Origin of the sequence: Pradoshia sp. D12 (assembly GCF_008935075.1) — a bacterium.
Taxonomy (GTDB): Bacteria; Bacillota; Bacilli; order Bacillales; family Pradoshiaceae; genus Pradoshia.
The window spans coordinates 3,668,518-3,687,013 of record NZ_CP044545.1 but is presented as its reverse complement, the minus strand read 5'-3'; the positions used below and the strand labels follow the sequence as shown (position 1 = coordinate 3,687,013).

15 protein-coding genes are annotated in these 18,496 nt (G+C 30.6%); 13 read left to right on the top strand and 2 right to left on the bottom strand.

Annotation, left to right across the window (positions count from 1 at the left end):
• The first annotated feature begins 2 nt into the window (after positions 1-2).
• The 12 genes from F7984_RS17700 (at position 3) to galE (ending at position 15,464) form a co-directional block, all read left to right on the top strand.
• Positions 3-1,025, top strand: a complete 1,023-nt coding sequence (locus tag F7984_RS17700; RefSeq protein WP_140461854.1) for a polysaccharide biosynthesis protein — start codon at positions 3-5, stop codon at positions 1,023-1,025.
• The gene (locus F7984_RS17695) at positions 1,022-2,128 is read left to right on the top strand and encodes a capsular polysaccharide biosynthesis protein CapF (RefSeq protein ID WP_140461934.1); all 1,107 of its coding nucleotides are present in this window, start codon (positions 1,022-1,024) and stop codon (positions 2,126-2,128) included. The genes F7984_RS17700 and F7984_RS17695 overlap by 4 nt, the downstream gene beginning before the upstream one ends.
• Before the next feature lie 3 nt (positions 2,129-2,131).
• Positions 2,132-3,256 carry a non-hydrolyzing UDP-N-acetylglucosamine 2-epimerase gene (gene wecB, locus F7984_RS17690; protein ID WP_140461853.1) on the top strand — a complete coding sequence of 375 codons (1,125 nt, stop codon included), beginning with the start codon at positions 2,132-2,134 and terminating at the stop codon, positions 3,254-3,256.
• Positions 3,256-4,464, top strand: coding sequence for a glycosyltransferase family 4 protein (locus F7984_RS17685; protein ID WP_140461852.1), 1,209 nt, complete (start codon positions 3,256-3,258; stop codon positions 4,462-4,464). The genes wecB and F7984_RS17685 overlap by 1 nt, the downstream gene beginning before the upstream one ends.
• A 50-nt stretch (positions 4,465-4,514) precedes the next feature.
• Positions 4,515-5,630, top strand: coding sequence for a glycosyltransferase family 4 protein (locus F7984_RS17680; protein WP_140461851.1), 1,116 nt, complete (start codon positions 4,515-4,517; stop codon positions 5,628-5,630).
• Between the two features lie 53 nt (positions 5,631-5,683).
• A complete protein-coding gene (locus tag F7984_RS17675; RefSeq protein ID WP_140461850.1) occupies positions 5,684-6,802 on the top strand; it encodes a glycosyltransferase in 1,119 nt (372 codons plus the stop codon).
• A gap of 92 nt (positions 6,803-6,894) precedes the next feature.
• Positions 6,895-8,331 (top strand): O-antigen polysaccharide polymerase Wzy, encoded by a 1,437-nt coding sequence (gene wzy, locus F7984_RS17670; RefSeq protein WP_140461849.1) that lies wholly within the window; start codon positions 6,895-6,897, stop codon positions 8,329-8,331.
• 67 nt (positions 8,332-8,398) lie between these two features.
• Positions 8,399-9,463, top strand: a complete 1,065-nt coding sequence (locus tag F7984_RS17665) for a glycosyltransferase family 2 protein (protein WP_225983630.1) — start codon at positions 8,399-8,401, stop codon at positions 9,461-9,463.
• A gap of 196 nt (positions 9,464-9,659) precedes the next feature.
• Positions 9,660-10,823 (top strand): polysaccharide pyruvyl transferase family protein, encoded by a 1,164-nt coding sequence (locus F7984_RS17660; RefSeq protein WP_192796823.1) that lies wholly within the window; start codon positions 9,660-9,662, stop codon positions 10,821-10,823.
• A 15-nt stretch (positions 10,824-10,838) separates the two neighbouring features.
• The gene (locus F7984_RS17655) at positions 10,839-12,389 is read left to right on the top strand and encodes an oligosaccharide flippase family protein (RefSeq protein WP_140461847.1); all 1,551 of its coding nucleotides are present in this window, start codon (positions 10,839-10,841) and stop codon (positions 12,387-12,389) included.
• A gap of 69 nt (positions 12,390-12,458) precedes the next feature.
• On the top strand, positions 12,459-13,868 hold the full coding sequence (locus F7984_RS17650; RefSeq protein WP_140461846.1) for a Coenzyme F420 hydrogenase/dehydrogenase, beta subunit C-terminal domain: 1,410 nt from the start codon (positions 12,459-12,461) through the stop codon (positions 13,866-13,868).
• A 561-nt stretch (positions 13,869-14,429) separates the two neighbouring features.
• Positions 14,430-15,464 carry a UDP-glucose 4-epimerase GalE gene (galE, locus tag F7984_RS17645; protein WP_140461845.1) on the top strand — a complete coding sequence of 345 codons (1,035 nt, stop codon included), beginning with the start codon at positions 14,430-14,432 and terminating at the stop codon, positions 15,462-15,464.
• A 325-nt stretch (positions 15,465-15,789) separates the two neighbouring features.
• On the opposite strand, the gene F7984_RS17640 is transcribed toward galE, so the two are convergent.
• Positions 15,790-16,599: a hypothetical protein gene (locus F7984_RS17640; RefSeq protein ID WP_140461844.1), complete on the bottom strand. Its 810-nt coding sequence runs from the start codon at positions 16,597-16,599 to the stop codon at positions 15,790-15,792.
• Entirely contained in the window at positions 16,586-17,797 is a 1,212-nt protein-coding gene (locus F7984_RS17635; protein ID WP_192796822.1) for a hypothetical protein, read from the bottom strand. The genes F7984_RS17640 and F7984_RS17635 overlap by 14 nt, the downstream gene beginning before the upstream one ends.
• Positions 17,798-18,332: 535 nt before the next feature.
• Here F7984_RS17635 and F7984_RS19615 point away from each other — a divergent pair.
• The gene (locus F7984_RS19615) at positions 18,333-18,494 is read left to right on the top strand and encodes a hypothetical protein (protein ID WP_258188217.1); all 162 of its coding nucleotides are present in this window, start codon (positions 18,333-18,335) and stop codon (positions 18,492-18,494) included.
• The last annotated feature ends 2 nt before the right edge of the window (positions 18,495-18,496 follow it).

The following is an 18,496-nucleotide window of genomic DNA, read 5'->3' as shown; positions in this document are numbered from 1 at the left end:
CCATGTTTGAAAATAAAACTTTATTAATTACTGGAGGAACAGGTTCCTTTGGAAATGCCGTAATGGAAAGGTTCCTAAACACAGATATTAAAGAAATACGTATCTTTTCTCGTGACGAGAAAAAACAAGATGATATGCGTAAACTCTATAAAAATGACAAACTTAAATTTTATATAGGTGATGTAAGAGACTTAGCAAGTGTTAAAAATGCTATGTATGGAGTTGATTACATTTTTCATGCAGCAGCACTTAAACAAGTACCGTCATGCGAATTCTTTCCTATGGAAGCAGTAAAAACGAATATTATTGGAACTGATAATGTGGTAACAGCAGCTATCGAATATGGCGTCAGAAAGGTTATATGCCTATCTACTGATAAAGCAGCTTACCCAATAAATGCAATGGGAATTTCAAAGGCAATGATGGAAAAAGTATTTGTGGCAAAAGCAAAAACGGTTAATCCAGAGCAAACACTAATATGTGGAACTCGGTATGGAAATGTAATGGCTTCACGTGGTTCAGTTATTCCATTATTTATAGAGCAAATTAAAAACGGACAACCATTGACTGTAACAGACCCTTCTATGACTCGATTCTTAATGAGTTTAGAAGAAGCAGTTGAACTCGTTGTCTTTGCTTTTCAAAATGCTCAGGCAGGAGATATTATGGTTCAAAAATCTCCAGCTTCAACAATTGGAGACTTAGCACAGGCATTAAAAGAATTATTTGAAGTAGATAACGAAATAAAAGTAATTGGAACTAGACACGGTGAAAAATCATTTGAAACTTTACTGACTCGTGAAGAAAAAGTTGTTTCAACTGATATGGGTGGATATTATCGAGTACCAGCTGATAATCGTGACTTAAATTATGATAAGTATTTTGTTGAAGGCGATCACCAGCTTTCAATTGAGGGAGAATATAATTCAAATAATACTGAACGTCTATCTATAGAACAGATTAAGAGGAAATTAATGCAATTGGAGTATGTTCGTATGGAGCTAGAGAAATGGCAAACAAGATGAATATACTGGTAACTGGTGCCAAAGGTTTTATTGGCAGAAACTTAGTCATCGAATTAAAAAATTGTGGATACACTAATATTTTTGAAGTAGATCGTGATACTGATGTACAAATTTTTGAGACATACTGTGAACAAGCTGATTTTGTCTTCCACTTAGCTGGGGTCAATAGGCCAATGGATATTTCGGAATTTAGGGAAGGGAATTATGGTTTCACATCTACTCTACTAGAGACACTAAGAAAATATCAAAATACATGTCCGGTTATGATGTCATCTTCTATTCAAGCTAGATTATCGAATCCATATGGCGAGAGCAAAAAAGCCGGAGAAGATATTTTGTTTGATTATGCAAAAGAAACAGGTGCAGAAGTGAAGATTTACCGTTTCCCAAATGTTTTCGGAAAATGGTGTAGACCAAATTATAACAGTGCTATTGCAACGTTTTGTTACAATATTTCTCGTGATTTACCTATTACCGTCAACGACCCAAAAGTAGAGTTAGAATTAGTTTATATTGACGATGTAGTAGAAGAGTTAATCTATGCATTAACCGAGGGAACAAAAAACGGTCAATTCTATGAAGTTCCTGTAAAACATAAAGAATTATTGGGCACGATTGTTCATTTAATTCAGACATTCAAAAGAAGTAGGGATGAACGTCTAGTTCCGGACCTAGGTAATCCATTTGTAAAAAAATTATATAGTACGTATCTCAGCTATTTACCAGAAGATCAGTTTGCCTACCCATTAAAGATGAATATTGATGAACGAGGATCTTTTACAGAATTTATTAAAACACCCGATCGGGGACAAGTGTCTATTAATATATCTAAGCCTGGTATAACTAAAGGAAACCATTGGCATCATACTAAAAATGAGAAATTCTTGGTGGTAAGTGGAGAAGGTGTTATTCGATTTAGAAAAATTGATACGGATGATGTAATAGAGTATTTTGTTGATGGTAACAAATTGGAAGTAATCGATATTCCAGTCGGATATACACATAATATTGAAAATTTAGGAACAACAGATATGGTAACGGTGATGTGGGCGAATGAATTGTTTGATCCTGAACATCCGGATACATATTTTGTGGAGGTTTAAAATATGAAAAAATTAAAGGTCATGACAGTAGTGGGAACGCGCCCGGAAATCATTAGATTATCTGCTGTCATTCATAAATTAGAAGAATCAGAAGCCGTCGAGCATGTACTTGTCCATACTGGTCAAAACTATGATTATGAATTAAATGAAGTGTTTTTCAAGGATTTTAATTTAAGAAAACCTGATTACTTTTTAAATGCAGCAACAGGAACTGCCGTCGAGACTATTGGTAATATTCTTATTAAGATTGACCCAATATTTGAAGAAGTAAAGCCAGAAGCATTATTAGTATTGGGTGATACCAACAGTTGTTTAACTGCAATTGCTGCAAAAAGAAGACATATTCCAATTTTCCATATGGAAGCAGGAAACAGATGTTTTGATCAAAGGGTACCAGAAGAAACGAACCGTAAAATCGTTGATCATACAGCAGATATTAATTTGACTTATAGTGATATAGCGAGAGAATATCTTCTGAGAGAAGGATTCCCTTCTGATCGTATAATTAAAACTGGAAGCCCAATGTTTGAAGTTTTAAATTCAAGAAAAGCTGATATTGAGAAATCGGATATTTTAGATAGGCTTGATTTAATAGAAGGTAAATACTTTGTAGTTTCTGCTCATAGGGAAGAAAATATAAATTCAGAAAGAAATTTTCTGGATTTGATTGATAGTTTGAATTCTATCGTTGATAAATACAACCTGCCTGTGATAGTAAGTACACATCCTAGAACAAGAAAAATGATTGAAGCTAAAAAAGTAGAGTTTAATCCATTAGTAAAAATATTGAAACCTTTAGGGTTTAATGATTATGTGAAACTACAAACATTAGCTAAGGCTGTACTTAGTGATAGTGGTACAATTAGTGAGGAAGCTTCAATTCTGAGATTTAGAGCATTGAATATTAGACAAGCTCATGAGAGACCTGAAGCAATGGAAGAAGCTTCTGTAATGATGGTAGGATTAAAAAAAGAAAGAATCTTACAAGGGCTAGAGGTATTAGATAGGCAAGAAGGTAATACCCTAAGGCTTGTAAATGATTACAGTATGCCAAATGTTTCGGATAAAGTAGTTCGTATTATCTTATCATATACTGATTATGTAAATAGGGTTGTTTGGAGTAAATAATGAGAGTCTTACAAATTAATTCAGTTTACGGTGTGGGAAGTACTGGTAGGATTGCAACAGATATTGATAAAATTCTTAAAAAGTTAGGACATGAAAGTTATATAGCTTTTGGTAGGGGGCAGGTAAATGAATGTGATACTGTCATTAAAGTGGGGAATAATTTCGACAATTACATGCATGTAGCTAAAACAAGGTTGTTGGATCGTCATGGATTTTCTTCAACATATGCTACTAAAAAATTTATAAAAGAACTGGAAGACTTGAATCCAGATATAATTCATTTGCATAATTTACATGGGTACTACTTAAATATTGAGATTCTCTTCGATTATCTAAAAATTGCAGACAAGCCAGTTGTTTGGACTTTACACGATTGTTGGGCATTTACTGGACATTGTGCTTATTTTGATTATATTAATTGTGATAAGTGGGTAAATGAATGTAATAATTGCCCACAAAAGAATAGTTATCCGGCTAGCATTTTTATGGATAGTTCGAAAGAAAATTATAATGATAAAAAAAATATTTTTTGTGGAGTTAGGAATATGACTATTGTGACTCCTTCTAAATGGCTTGCTGGATTGGTTAAAAAATCATTTTTAAAAGAATATCCAGTCGAAGTAATTAACAATGGTATAGATTTAAATACATTTAAACATACCAATAGTACATTTAGAGAAAAATATAATCTGAATAATAAATTTATCATATTAGGAGTTTCAAGTGGGTGGGAAAAAAGAAAGGGACTCCAATACTTTATTGATCTATCAAAAAAAGTTAATTCAGATAATATAATAGTTTTGGTAGGTTTGTCAGAAGCTCAATTAAAAAATCTTCCAAGTAATATAGTAGGGATTACAAGAACAAATAGTACTAAAGAGCTGGCTGAAATATACTCCACTGCAGATGTTTTTGTTAATCCTACTCTAGAAGATAATTTTCCTACAACAAACCTTGAATCCCTGGCATGCGGGACACCAGTTATTACTTTCGATACTGGAGGTAGTGTGGAGAGTGTTAATTCAGATTGTGGTCTGATCATACCCAAAGGAAATTTAAAGTGTTTACTGAATGGTATTAATGAAATACAGAGTAAGGGAAAAGGAGAGTATTCTCGACAATGCATATATCAAGCTATGGAATGCTTTGACAAGAACAAAAAATTTATTGAATATATAGAGTTGTACGAAAGGTTAAGTAAGAGTTAGTATGAACTTTCGATTTTATAATTATTATTTATATAAAAGGTTGGAGATATATGAGAATACTTTTTTTGACCAATGTTCCTTCGCCCTATAGAGTAGATTTTTTTAATGAATTAGGGAAGTACTGTGATTTAACTGTACTATTTGAGCGAAGAAATGCATCAAACCGTAATAAAGATTGGTTCAATGAAAAGGAAAGGAATTTTAAGAGTATTTACTTAAAAGGATATAACTATGGTAAAGATTCAGCACTTAATCCATCCGTAATAAAATGGATTGATAAAAAAAAATTCGACTTATTTATTGTCGGGGGATATAGTACACCTACTGGTATGCTTGCAATACAAACACTTAGAATGAAAAAGATTCCCTTCATTCTAAATAGTGATGGTGGTGTGATAAAGAAAGATAAACCGTTAATAAAAGCAATAAAAAGATATTTTATTGGAAGTGCAAGTTGGTGGTTGAGTTCGGGGCAAGAAACAAACAATTATTTAAAGTTTTATGGGGCAAATCTTAATCAAACATATATTTATCCGTTTTCATCTTTAACAAAGGAAGATATTTATTTAAAACCAGCTTCAATAAAAGAAAAGCAAGAATTAAGAAGGGAAATTGGTATTAAAAACAATAGAGTAGTAATATCTGTTGGGCAATTTATTCCACGAAAGGGATTTGATTTATTAATTAATGCGTGGGCTCATGTTCCAAAAGATGTTCAACTGTTATTGATTGGTGGTGGGGAAGAAAAAAGTAATTATTTTAACCAGATAAAAAAACTAGATTTGCATAATATAGAGATATTAGACTTTATTAAGTTTGATGACTTAAAAAAGTATTATAGAGCGGCTGATTTATTTGTTTTACCTACTCGAGAAGATATTTGGGGATTGGTTATTAATGAAGCAATGGCTTGTGGTCTCCCAATTATATCAACATCTGGTTGTATTGCAGCTACTGAACTTGTTAAAAATAATGAATGTGGACAGATTGTTTCAATTGATAATGAAACAGAATTAGCTAATGCTATAAATTTATACTTAAAAGATAGGGAATTGTCTGAAGCACATTCAAAAAATAGTATTAAAGAAATTGAAAAATATAATATTGGTAATATGGCTAAGGTACATTTTGATATTTTTAAACAAATATTAAAAGATACTAAATAGTGGTTATTTAATAATTTAATTTAGATAAAAATCAATTTTACAGGAGTGAAAATGTGGAAGGTGAAAAGCGGATTTTAGTAGTTGTTGATTCCTTAAACTCAGGAGGGATTGCTTCTGTAGTTTTAAATATTGCGAAGGGAATTTATACCAGGGGTTTTAAGTGTGATTTTATTTGCTATATGCAACCTACAGAAGAAGTAATTGAGGAATTAAAAGCGATTGAGAGTCGTTATTTTGTTATAAATAGATTATTTAACTCTAATCCATTGAAATATATAAAAAGTATAAAAGAAGTAATTAGAAAAAATGGACCATACCTTGCTATACATGTTCATACCGCAATGTTTATATGGTTGGCATGCTTAGCCGCTAAAACTGAGGGCATTAATGTTAGAGTGGGCCATGCTCATGGATCAAGTTTTGATGGGAGTGCGAACAGACTTACTAGACTGTTGCAGCCAATATTTAAAGTATTTAATAGATTGCTATGTACTAAGACGCTAACATGTGCAGATAAATCAGGGAGAGCTACCTTTGGAAAGGCCTATGAATTTATTCCCAACTTTATAAATCTTAATAAGATAGATAATTGTTCGACTTTTGATAAAGCTGATTTGATTAACTCTTTTGGCATACCTAAAGATGGAAAAATATTAGGGTATGTTGGGTATATTGGAGGTGAAAAGAATACAAAACACTTAGTTAATCTGTTTAATGATTTAAAGAAAGACGATATTAAAGCTTATTTGGTTATTATTGGTGATGGAAGAGAATTTATCTCAATAAAGGAATCATTTCGCAAATGTGGGTTGTCTGATTATGTTTGCATGTTAGGGTACAAAACAAATGCAATGGAATTAATGAGAATGTTTGATGTTTATTTAGTTCCATCTTTTTCAGAAGGAATGTCAATGTCCTTATTAGAAGCGCAAATTAATGGTGTACCAAGTATTGTTTCACCAGGAGTACCACTAAACAATGATATAGGTGCTGGATTATTTTATAGATGTAATACATTTAAGGTTGAAGAATGGACTGATGAAATAAAGAAAGTATTGGATAAACAAATAACGGTGTCAAAGGATAAAATTTTGTTATCCTTAAAAAATAAAGAATATGATATGGATAGTGTATGTAGTAAATATGTGAAAGTATATCAAGATGAAAAATAAAGAGGAGAAATCAAATAAGAAATTATATTATATAATTTCTTATTTTTGATATAGTATGATTTTGAGATAAATAATCGCTTAGGGGTTTCAGCATGGATATATTAAGAAAAAGTAAAAGTTTAAGGAATATAGCAAACGAAAAGGTGCTATTAATCTTACTCAATGTTTTTATAAACTTATTGATAATGATATTGGTTACGTATATACATGTTATCCCATTTGATGAATGGGTTTTTCCGTTTGCCCTCTTGGTCTTATTCCAGTTTTTGTTCAATGTTATTACCGTTGCTATATTAGAAAGAACGTTTCTCTCATTAACAATCTTATTTATGATTTTTTCCTATATTACCCATCTGGGTATTTCAATAATTTTTGGTTTTAATATTAATGTAGACCTCCCGTGGAATCCACTTCTATCCATAACGGAAAATACATTTAAAGATGCAAGTAGCTACTCGATTTATTGTCATGCATTCTTAACTTTTGGAATGTGTCTTATACTCTTTAAAAGAAAGAAATATGAATTTAGTTATGACGTTATAAAAATAAAAGATCAATTACATGTAGTAAGGTCTATAGGAACCATCTTAATATTAATTGGTATCTTCCCTATGCTATATATTGATATTAATAAAGTTTTATTATATATAAATGGTAACTACTTAGATACCTACAATGTGGGCACATATGGTTTTATTGGTATTATAGCGAATTTCACTCAAATAGGAGCAATTATGCTTTTGATAGGTAATAAAGATAATAAAAAGGTTAATCTTATATTATTTATTATTGTCATTTATCAAGTTATTTTTATGCTGACAGGAAATCGCGGAAGACCAACAATGTATTTGATAACAATTTTATTTATTTATTTGAAGATAATTAAGAGGATGGGACTAAAACAAATGATAATAATTTTTGTTTTAGTTTATTTATCAGGCTTTGCACTAACATTTATTGGTCAAATTCGTATGTTATCAATTAATAATATCAGTGTGCTTGGGGAAATGGCGAGTAATTCCTTTAAGGAGTATTCACTTTTTAATATATTAGCAGAGTTTGGTGGATCAATTATCACTCTTGGACATTCTATAGATATTTTTCAAGTAACAAAAGATTATCAGTATGGTACAAATTATCTTGCAGGTTTATTCACTGTAATCCCTAATATAGGTGGAATCCTTGATTCTATAATTCCAAAAACGGTTTATGTAAATAACTGGCCTAATCATATAAAGGTATTCTTGGGTGGGTCATATTTAGGTGAAGTATTCTATAGTTTCGGGAAATTTGGATATATATTTGTTGGTTTTATTGGGATGTTTATTGCTTTAATCTCTAATAAAATACAAAAATGTATTCTTAAACAAGAATATGTGTCCTTATCAATTTATTTAATATTAGTACCTAGTTTATTGTGGTGGACAAGAGCGTATTTTGTAGATGGCGTTAGAGAATTTATATGGGTATCTACAATGATTTGGGTATTAAATAGGCTAGTAAAGAAAAAAAGTAGGTATTCTGGGTAAATATAATTAGTTGAAAAATGCTTATTATTACATTAACAATTTTAAACGGAGAAAATGTGAAAATTATATGATTAATAATATTATCGTAAGCATAATCGTTCCTGTTTATAATGCAGAGAAATATTTAGAAAAATGCATTAACAGCGTTTTAAATCAATCTTTTAAATGTTTTGAATTAATTTTAATCAATGATGGATCAACTGATAATAGCGGGAATTTATGTGATGAATACTCTAAAAAGGATCCTCGTGTAAAAGTTATCCATCAGACAAACAGTGGGCCTTCAATAGCTAGAAATACCGGAATAAATAATGCTGTTGGGAAATATATACAGTTTGTGGACTCTGATGATACAATAAGTTTTGATATGACTGAAAAATTAGTTAAAGCAATAAACGAAGATATTCAATTAGTTATCTGTGGTTATAATTTAATAAATAATCATAAGAACAATTCTTATATTCAGCAGGTAACTCCTTCTATTATTGGAGTGTATCATAAGAAACAGCTTATAGACCGATTTGGTGAATTTTATAATAATTATTTGATAAATCCTCTGTGGAATAAATTGTTTAATGTCGAATTATTAAAAGAATTCGACATTTGGTTTATCGAAGATCTTAAAATGGGGGAAGATCTTTTGTTTAATCTTGAGTACATCAAAGTATGTAATAATATAAATATTATTAATAATCATTACTATAACTATTTAGTTATTAATAATAATTCCCTTACCAGTAGTTTTCAAAAAGATTTATATGAGAATCAAAAAATGTTATTTGAAAGAGTGAAAAAATTTCTAATAGAGAATGATAGTTTTAATTTCGAAAATAAATATATGGTTGAAAATGAGTACATTGGAAGTATAGTAAATTGTCTCGAAAATTTATTTCACCAAAACAGCGATATGAGTTTAAAACAAACCAAAACACAGATAAATAAAATGATTAATGATGATATCTTGGGTGGTAATATTGATTATTTTGAAAATGGTGATATTCAAAAACGTATCATTGGTTTGATGATTAAATATAGATTTACTCATGGAATCATTTGCTTCTTTAAATTTAAAAATACGCTACGTTCTTATGTACGTCCATTATTTAATCTATTTAAAATGATAAAGTTTTAAATAGATTATTTTATTTTTCTTTAAGTTAGTAGATAGGGTTGAAATTAACTTAAAATTTATTCTTAAAATTTATTAACAGCTCTTTTATGAAATTTTTTATTTTTCAACAAGGTTATATTATAAAAAAGATTATTAATAAGGAGAAAAAATGAATATATATATATATAATTGTTCAAACACATTTAATTATGGCTCAATGATGATGGGAGAAAATTTTATTAGTTATTTTAACAAAATATCAAAAACTAAAAATAACTTCTATGTAGAAACCGATAATGAAATAAATATAAAAAGGTTAAAAAAAGCTACTGATATAGATGAGATTTTCCCTGTTAAAATGGGCGCTCTTTTTAATGAAGGCATTACACGGTATAATTATATAACTATTCTTGCAGGTTTAGACGGAGTTAAAGTCCTCTCAAATTTAGCTAGAGATATTGATTTAGTAGTTGTTTTAGGTGGGGACGATTATACAGAAGATTACGGGTGGAAAGGTCCAGTATTAAACGCAATTAAGTTTAATATTTTAAAAAAGGCTGGACTTAAAGTTGTAATGATGGGGCAAACAATGGGGCCATATAAATCTTTCAGAAAGCCAATAATGAAAAAACTTTTGAGTAATATAGATCGAATATATCCAAGAGATGCTATTACTCTAAACTATCTTAAAACTTTGGGTTTGATAAATATAGAAATCACTGATGACCTTGCTTTACTACCTCTGTCAAAACAACAAGAATTAGATAAAAGTAAGAAATTCATCACTTATTGTCCAAGTGAATTGATTTATAGATATTCAAAGGAAGGTAATAGGGAAGACTGGATAGATTTTAACTTATTTATGATAGATAAGATAATGAATAAGTATCCAAATAAGAGTTTAGTATTACTTGCACATGTAATAAAGCCTGAACATGTTGATGATCGTTTAATAGCAAATGAATTATATAATTTAGTAAAAGATAAATATAGCGATAGAATCATCATTAAAAGTGAAGAAATGTATCCGTTCGAGGTTAGAGATTATATCCAACAATCTTTATTTACAATTTCCAGTAGAATGCATCCTGTAGTTTCTTCTATTCAGTGCGAAATACCAGCTATAGCATTATCTTATAGCACAAAATATTGGGGAATTATTGGAGATAGATATGGGCTTGGCGATTATATAATAGATATAAGATATTTAAAGTATGATGAGATGAAGGGAAAATTCGAAAAAATTATCGAAAAGATAGATCAAGAATATATAGAAATTCAAGCATCAATGATAGAAAAAAATAGGATGGCCAAAAGGAGATTGGTAGAAACTATGGAAGACATTAATAAATTAGTAGAAACAAACAATAAAATTAAGTAAGGAAGTTGTTGAATTTTGAATCAACTTAAAGCTGGAGCAATGTTATCTTATTTATCAATATTTATAACAATTTCTATTGCTCTATTGTATACTCCAGTAATGATCAGGCTTTTAGGCCAATCTGAATATGGGTTATACGCCCTTATAGGATCGGTAGTGGGATATCTTAGTATTCTAGATATGGGTTTAGGGAATGCAATTGTTAGGTATACAGCTCGAAATAGAACTATAGGAAATAAAGGTGAAGAGTCCAAACTTAATGGAATGTTCATGATAATTTATTCCTTCATCGGCATATTGACTATTATTATTGGCTTAATGCTTTATTACAATATGGATAATATGTTTGAATTAAGTTTGAACAAAAATGAATTGGAAAAAGCAAAAACTATGGTTTTACTTTTAACTTTTAACTTTGCAATTTCTTTTCCCTTGGGGATATTTGGATCAATAATGCAAGCATATGAAAGATTTGTAGTTACGAAAATTGTATCAATAATTCGATCATTATTAATTCCTTTATCAACGCTCCCCTTCCTGCTAGTAGGATTTGGGTCTGTGGCTATGGTTGCTATTAGTACTCTAGTAAATATTTTATGTTTAATATATAATGTTTATTATTGCTTTAAATATTTAAATATTAATTTTTACTTTGCAAAATTTGATTATACCTTAATGAAGGAAATTATTGGTTATTCCTTTTTTATCTTTATAGGTGTAATAGTTGATAAAATATATTGGAGTACTGATCAGTTTATTTTAGGGATAGTATCAGGGACAGCACCTGTTGCGATTTATGCTATCGCAATGCAGTTTATAAACCTCTATATGATGTTTTCTACATCAATTAGTGGAATATTTTTACCTAGAATTTCGGTAATGGTGGATAATAACATTGGTAATTTAGAGTTAACAAAAATAATGATTAAATTTGGCAGATTACAATTTATAATAATGGCTTATATTCTAAGTGGGTTTGTTCTTTTTGGACAAGCCTTTATCAATTTTTGGGCAGGTAGTGATTATAAAGAAGCCTTTTATATTACAATGATAATAATGATACCACTAATAATCCCTTTGATTCAAAATATTGGGATTTCTATATTGCAGGCGAAAAATTTACATGGATTTAGATCAATGATTTTAATATTCATTGCTATCTTTAAAATAGTAATTAGTATTCCTTTATCAATAAAATTTGGTGGTTTAGGTACTGCAGTTGCTACTGCATTTTCATTATTTATCGGAAATATAATCTTATTGAATATATATTACCAACAAAAAGTTGGGCTTAATATGCTGCTTTTTTGGAAGAATATTGGATACTTATCAGTGCCAATTTCATTATCTACTATAATCGGATTTTGGATAAATGGAGTAATGCTAAATGACGGTATAATAATTTTAATTTTAAAGATTATTATATATTCAATTATTTATTTATGCATGATGTGGGTAATTGGATTTAATCAATTTGAAAAACAAACTTTTTTATCTATATATAGAAAAGTAATTAATATACTAGTTGGTATTTTCCATAGACTACATTTAAAGAAAGCTAATTAGGACACTGTTTCTATTTTGATAATTGATCCTATTGGAATAGTTTCAACTTTGATTAAAGGGTGTGAAATTATGAACGAAAATATAAAAGAGTTAATGGATACCGTAGTTAGAAATGACTATTGTATTGGGTGTGGCGTTTGTGCAAGTTTGCAAGGATCCCCATTGTCAATGAAATTGAACGAAGATGGGAAATATATACCATTTTTAGGTGGGAAAAGTGAAAAAGAAGAAATAGATGTTGATGTTTTGGCAGTTTGCCCATTTTCTAATAAGAGTAAAAAGGAAACAGAAATTGGTAACGAATTATTTAATCAGGAAAATAATGCAACATTTAATCAGTTCACTGGATTTTTTATAAAAAATTATGCAGGATATGTAACGGAAGGAAATTATAGAAAAAATGGAAGTTCTGGCGGAATGGGGTCGTGGATCACTGCTCAACTATTAAAATTAGATTTAGTAGACGCAATTATTCATGTTAAATCTAGTAATGAAGAAAAAAATATATTATTTGAATATCAAATTTCCTATAATGAAGAAGAACTCTTAAAAGGTACTAAGTCAAGATATTATCCAGTAGAAATGTCACATGTATTGGAATTTGTAAAAAGTAATCCAGGTAGATATGCCATAGTTGGAATACCTTGTTTTATAAAGTCAATCCGACTTTTAGCTGATCAGGATACAGCAATTAAAGAGAGCATCAAGTTCTGCATAGCACTTGTATGTGGTCATTTGAAAAGTGATATGTTTGCAAAATCGATTGGTTGGGAATTGGGGATAGAGCCTGAACAATTGAAAGAAATTGATTTTAGAAAAAAACTAGAGGATAGGTATGCCAGTGATTACGGAGTAGAAGTAGTGGGTTTGAAAGAAGGGAATACCGTAGTTGCAAGTAAGCCGACAAAAGAATTATATACAACAAATTGGGGACACGGACTTTTTAAATATAATGCTTGTGAATTTTGTGATGATATATTAGGGGAGACAGCAGATATCACAGTTGGAGATGCTTGGTTACCAGAGTATGTGAAGGAAAGCTTGGGTACTAATATTATAGTAGTTAGGAATCCATTGTTACAAAAGATTATCGAAAATAACTTAGATAAAGTTCATTTAGACGAGATAAGTACTGAAAAAATTTATCAATCACAGGCAAGTGGTATTCGTCATAGAAGAGAAGGTCTTGCCTATAGATTATATTTAAAGGATAAAAAGGGAGAATGGCGTCCGAATAAAAGGACGAATCCAAGCAAGAATATTAGCTCAAAGAGAAAACAGGTTTATGAGAAAAGGGAATTACTTTACAAGGAGAGTTTTATTGCCTATAAGACGGCGTTGAAAAACCAAGATTTTAAAGCCTTCGTTAATTATATGAATCCGATTATAAGTGAATACGATAAGATAGTATCCCCTTCCAAGGTAAGAATGGGATTATCAAAGGTAAAAAGAGAAATGTTAAGATTAATAAGGAAATAGAACATTAAATATCAATAGTGTACTGGACCTCAAATGTTAGAGTTAAAATCTAACTTTTGGGGTTTTTATATATGGCTAATAGTGAGAGTTTATATTAATGATTGTCATGAATATCAAAGGGTGAAAATTGGATGAAACTCTACCATAAATTTAAAAAGGAAGAATTGAGACGGAAAAAAACAAGATTTATAAAGGAATCGGGTCTTCAATAAAGGAGACAGCTCTCTAATTTGGCTTAACAAATCACTTATGATTGCTTAATGAAGTGTGAAAGGACCTTCCAATGAACAACTTTTCAATATAGATTAGGGTTTATATGGGATGCACTATCACATCAAGCAAAAATTATTAATAAAAACAAGTTATTTCAAGTATTTTTCGGATAGGGAAGTATTTGAATAACTAACCTATGAATAATTTATAGGTTTATTGAAACAGAGAAGTATCAAAAGAGACATTGTGTGAGGCTTAAAAAGAAGATTCCAAGACTCATAATTAAGGATATCTTCTTTTAGATATTGCGGGTAAGAAAAAAATGTTAGCAAGAGGAGGTTTTTCCAAGTGGCGGTATTAATTACAGGAGGGGCTGGATATATCGGCAGCCATACATGTATAGAACTTTTGAATACTGGTCAGGATATTATTATTGTAGATAACTACTCTAACAGCAAGCCTGAATCACTTTCTAGTGTGAAAGAACTTACGGGTGAAAACATTAAATTTTATGAAATAGACCTTCTTAACAGGGAAGGTGTTGAGGAAGTCTTTTTAAATAACCAAATTGATGCAGTTATCCATTTTGCAGGTTTAAAGGCAGTGGGAGAATCTGTATCTATACCACTTCATTACTACCATAATAATATTTCTGGAACATTGATTTTATGTGATGTGATGAAAAAGTATGGTGTAAAGAAACTTGTATTTAGTTCATCAGCAACTGTTTATGGAATGCCAGATCAAGTACCTATCTCAGAGGAATTTCCGTTAAGCGCTACGAATCCATATGGTCGAACAAAATTAATGATTGAAGAGATTTTGAGAGATTTATACGTTGCAGATCCTTCGTGGAGTATTGCCTTATTGCGTTATTTTAATCCAATTGGGGCGCATGGAAGTGGTTTAATTGGAGAGGATCCAAACGGTATTCCTAACAATCTTATGCCGTATATCACTCAAGTAGCAGTTGGAAAGTTGAAAGAATTACAGGTATATGGAAATGATTATCCAACTGTAGATGGGACAGGGGTAAGAGACTATATCCATGTCGTTGATTTGGCTATGGGACATTTAAAAGCACTAGAGAAGGTAATGTCAAGTAGTGGGGTAGAAGCTTATAATCTAGGAACAGGTAATGGATATAGTGTACTTGAAATGGTAAAAGCTTTTGAGAAAGCGTCAGGTAGACAAGTTCCTTATCGAATCGTAGATAGAAGACCAGGAGATGTAGCTATCTGTTACGCAGATCCTTCCAAAGCTAAAAAGGAACTAGGTTGGGTAGCAGAAAGAGGAATTGAAGAGATGTGTAGGGATTCTTGGAGGTGGCAAGAGAAGAACCCGAATGGTTATGATAGTGAAGTTTTGAATGTTAAACAATAATTATGGAAAGGCTTTTGTTTAGCCTTCCCATAATCATTTTTTATGGGGAAATAAGACAACACTACAAAGCATAAAACAAAGATTGATTGAGAGTAATTCTAGGAATATGCGAGTAGTTAAATTCAAAGGTAAATTATAATTGTTCATTTGGTCCTTTATAAAGATAACTTTAATACTCATTATAAAAAAATTATATATCTATTTAATCAAACATTTACTCATTTCCCCACCTTTTATCTTCATAAAATCCGCACAAAGCAGTGGTCGGATGTTAATGACGTTTTATAACGTTTTAGAGTTTGAAGTTTCAATTTTATGAGTTACTTTAGTTATACATAAATTTTACATACACCCTATCATCATAACTGTAATTCCCCTTAGATACACCCTTAGTAGATTTAAATAGTGAATAGCATAATGGATCTTCAGTTATGACTCGGGACAAATAAGATTCACTCTCCGTTAAACTTGAAAACAGCCTTGGAAACCCATCGCTAGCCAACACGATTTCATCGCCTGCTTTTACTTTATAACTTTGTAAATAATCAATGATTAATCGTCCTCCATTTATTACAGGGTAGCCAAATTCATCATGGCTATTCTCAAGGAGCTGCTGTATCTCTAAAAATGGAAGGATTAATTGGCGGCTTATATCATTTACTTGCAAGTCTTTTATTGTAACTCCATCTTTAAGAAGTGCTTGGATCGTAAACGATCTTATATTAGCAATGAGGGCATCGATTTTTTTAGTGTGATCAAATAACTGTCCGTTGATCATACACTGGCAATCACCATAAGACCAAATCTCCTGGCGATACTTGCTAAACACTATTATAGATACACGTAAATGTTCTTTTATGTCATTTGCTACTTGCTTCTTCTTTATCTCTTCATAAAAGAACTGATTAATGTCTTCTATTAATTGCTGAGCACTACTGTCGAAGGGTGCATTTTTCAAATAATCGATAACTAGATTTTTTGCGTATACTCCGCTGGTTTGCCCTTCCCACAATAATTCTCCTTTTGACGTTACTCCATCAATTACCGCTATAAAATGTTCTCCAATAAACAAACCATCTTCACATAACAATTGAGCAGGCCTCTTACCTACAATGGTTTTCTCAATAATCTTCATATTGTAATCTCTTTCGTTCCTTTAAATAATTGATTAAAATCACAATTGCCGCTGATGCACTAGGCATAGTTAAATAAGATTTTCCTTCAAAAACAATCATTTCTGGAGTAATAAATAGATCAGTTAATTTATTTCTGTCTATAAAAACCAATTTGTCTCCATCCATTGACAGCTTGGATGGTAAATGGTTTTTCTCTTTCCTTTTATGTGCCTTTTTGAAATTGTCATTAACCTCTTCAGTGGTTTTATTTACTTTAACATAGAATAATAATTGAGGTTTACCGCCTTCAACTAAATCCCGATAAATAGCGATAATATTACTTGTCGAGAATTCAAAACAGTCATCTTTGATTTTTAGTTCTGCATCTATTTCCAAAATCATACTCCTTAATAATCCTTCCGGAGTGAACGTTCTCTCTTCATTGTTTAATGCATACATAGTTTTTAATGATGCTGCCACACTATTGCCTAATGTGCCCTTGCCTATAGAGACATTATTACTGCGGTTTACAAATATTATTTTGTGATCGGAGGTTTCAATAAATCCATTAAAACCTAGGTGATTCGATAACTTAGATTCACTTAAAGGGTTTACAAATGGCCCAAACTCTAGTAATTCCCTATTTGTACTTTTTAGCCCCCATTTAAAATCCATCGCGCGATTTGTTACAAGGGAATCAAAGAATGTAGTTCTTGATGTCTTTAAAGTTAATTCATTTAAATTTTTATTATAGTTGTAGTCATCTAAACGTATATTCAATTGATTATACACATCAGAAAACTCATGGGCTTGCATAATCGTTTCATAATTTTCTTTTATTATTTCTGGTAATTCATATTGTTTCTTGGTATCTTCAATCTTGATTTTAGAATCAATCAGCATACTTTCTAAAATAATGGGAAATACTTTCTGTTGTTCGCTCTTCATCCTTATTCTATGTATGACTGATTTCTTCTGAGGATTTTTATAAGAAACCATCTTTTGACTAGGGTATTGCTTGATTAATCGTTTGTAGTCATCCGACAATTTATTCCAATCTTCGAGTTTTTGACGAAGTATTCTAGATAATGAATTATTAAACGAATTAACGATAATTGCTATTACTACAGCTAAAAATACGGTTATATCAATTTTATTAAAAAAGGTTTGCCCATCTAAATCTAATAAAAAGAATATGAAAAGGAGTAGTATTAACATAAAAAATACTTCGATTAGAGTTTCGGAGAAAAATTTATATAACTTTTGAAAGAGATATTTCTTCAACTTTGCGAACCACATATACTCATTTCCCACTTTCAACTAAAATATATTTCAGATTTGCTGAAGATCTATAAATCCTGGGTCTTTACCTGCGTCCCAACAGAATCAGCATTAAAATTCTGGAAATTCTGCGTTAGGATTACTTTCACCATTTTTTTACGATCTTCTTTCTTCATTTAATATATCAAAAAAAGTTCCAGAATAGTTAAAATAAAGGAAGAAATAGACTAATCTACAGAGAAATTCCAAGCTTGTTAAGAGAATCATAACCTGGTGATTTATGTTAACTGAGACAAGCTCTTTTCATTATTCATTGTATTAAGTTTGGACTGGGAACAGATTTTTCTAAACCAGGTAGTTTATATTTAGGAAAGCTTTAATATGATTGAGTTTCATAATTTATACAATCAAATATTGAAGAACAATTTTTGATGAGACAGAAAATTATCTACATGATAAGGGGTAATGAAATATGTTAATACAATATTTTGAAAAGGCTAAGGAAAAGATTGAGCTTGTTCAAAAGAATGAAATGATAAAAATGAGAGAAGCAGCTGTAAGAGTAGCCGAAGCAATACAAAATAATGGAATTGTTCAGCTTTTTTGTTTGTGGCCACTCACACATTATCACTGAAG

What these genes read in the sequence shown, in the direction of transcription:
- F7984_RS17700 (WP_140461854.1), top strand. Translation starts at nt 3, where the DNA reads ATGTTTGAAAATAAAACTTTATTAATTACTGGAGGAACAGGTTCCTTT.
- F7984_RS17695 (WP_140461934.1), top strand. Translation starts at nt 1,022, where the DNA reads ATGAATATACTGGTAACTGGTGCCAAAGGTTTTATTGGCAGAAACTTA.
- wecB (WP_140461853.1), top strand. Translation starts at nt 2,132, where the DNA reads ATGAAAAAATTAAAGGTCATGACAGTAGTGGGAACGCGCCCGGAAATC.
- F7984_RS17685 (WP_140461852.1), top strand. Translation starts at nt 3,256, where the DNA reads ATGAGAGTCTTACAAATTAATTCAGTTTACGGTGTGGGAAGTACTGGT.
- F7984_RS17680 (WP_140461851.1), top strand. Translation starts at nt 4,515, where the DNA reads ATGAGAATACTTTTTTTGACCAATGTTCCTTCGCCCTATAGAGTAGAT.
- wzy (WP_140461849.1), top strand. Translation starts at nt 6,895, where the DNA reads ATGGATATATTAAGAAAAAGTAAAAGTTTAAGGAATATAGCAAACGAA.
- F7984_RS17665 (WP_225983630.1), top strand. Translation starts at nt 8,399, where the DNA reads ATGATTAATAATATTATCGTAAGCATAATCGTTCCTGTTTATAATGCA.
- F7984_RS17660 (WP_192796823.1), top strand. Translation starts at nt 9,660, where the DNA reads ATGATGATGGGAGAAAATTTTATTAGTTATTTTAACAAAATATCAAAA.
- F7984_RS17650 (WP_140461846.1), top strand. Translation starts at nt 12,459, where the DNA reads ATGAACGAAAATATAAAAGAGTTAATGGATACCGTAGTTAGAAATGAC.
- F7984_RS17640 (WP_140461844.1), bottom strand. Translation starts at nt 16,599, where the DNA reads ATGAAGATTATTGAGAAAACCATTGTAGGTAAGAGGCCTGCTCAATTG.
- F7984_RS17635 (WP_192796822.1), bottom strand. Translation starts at nt 17,797, where the DNA reads ATGTTAATACTACTCCTTTTCATATTCTTTTTATTAGATTTAGATGGG.
- F7984_RS19615 (WP_258188217.1), top strand. Translation starts at nt 18,333, where the DNA reads ATGTTAATACAATATTTTGAAAAGGCTAAGGAAAAGATTGAGCTTGTT.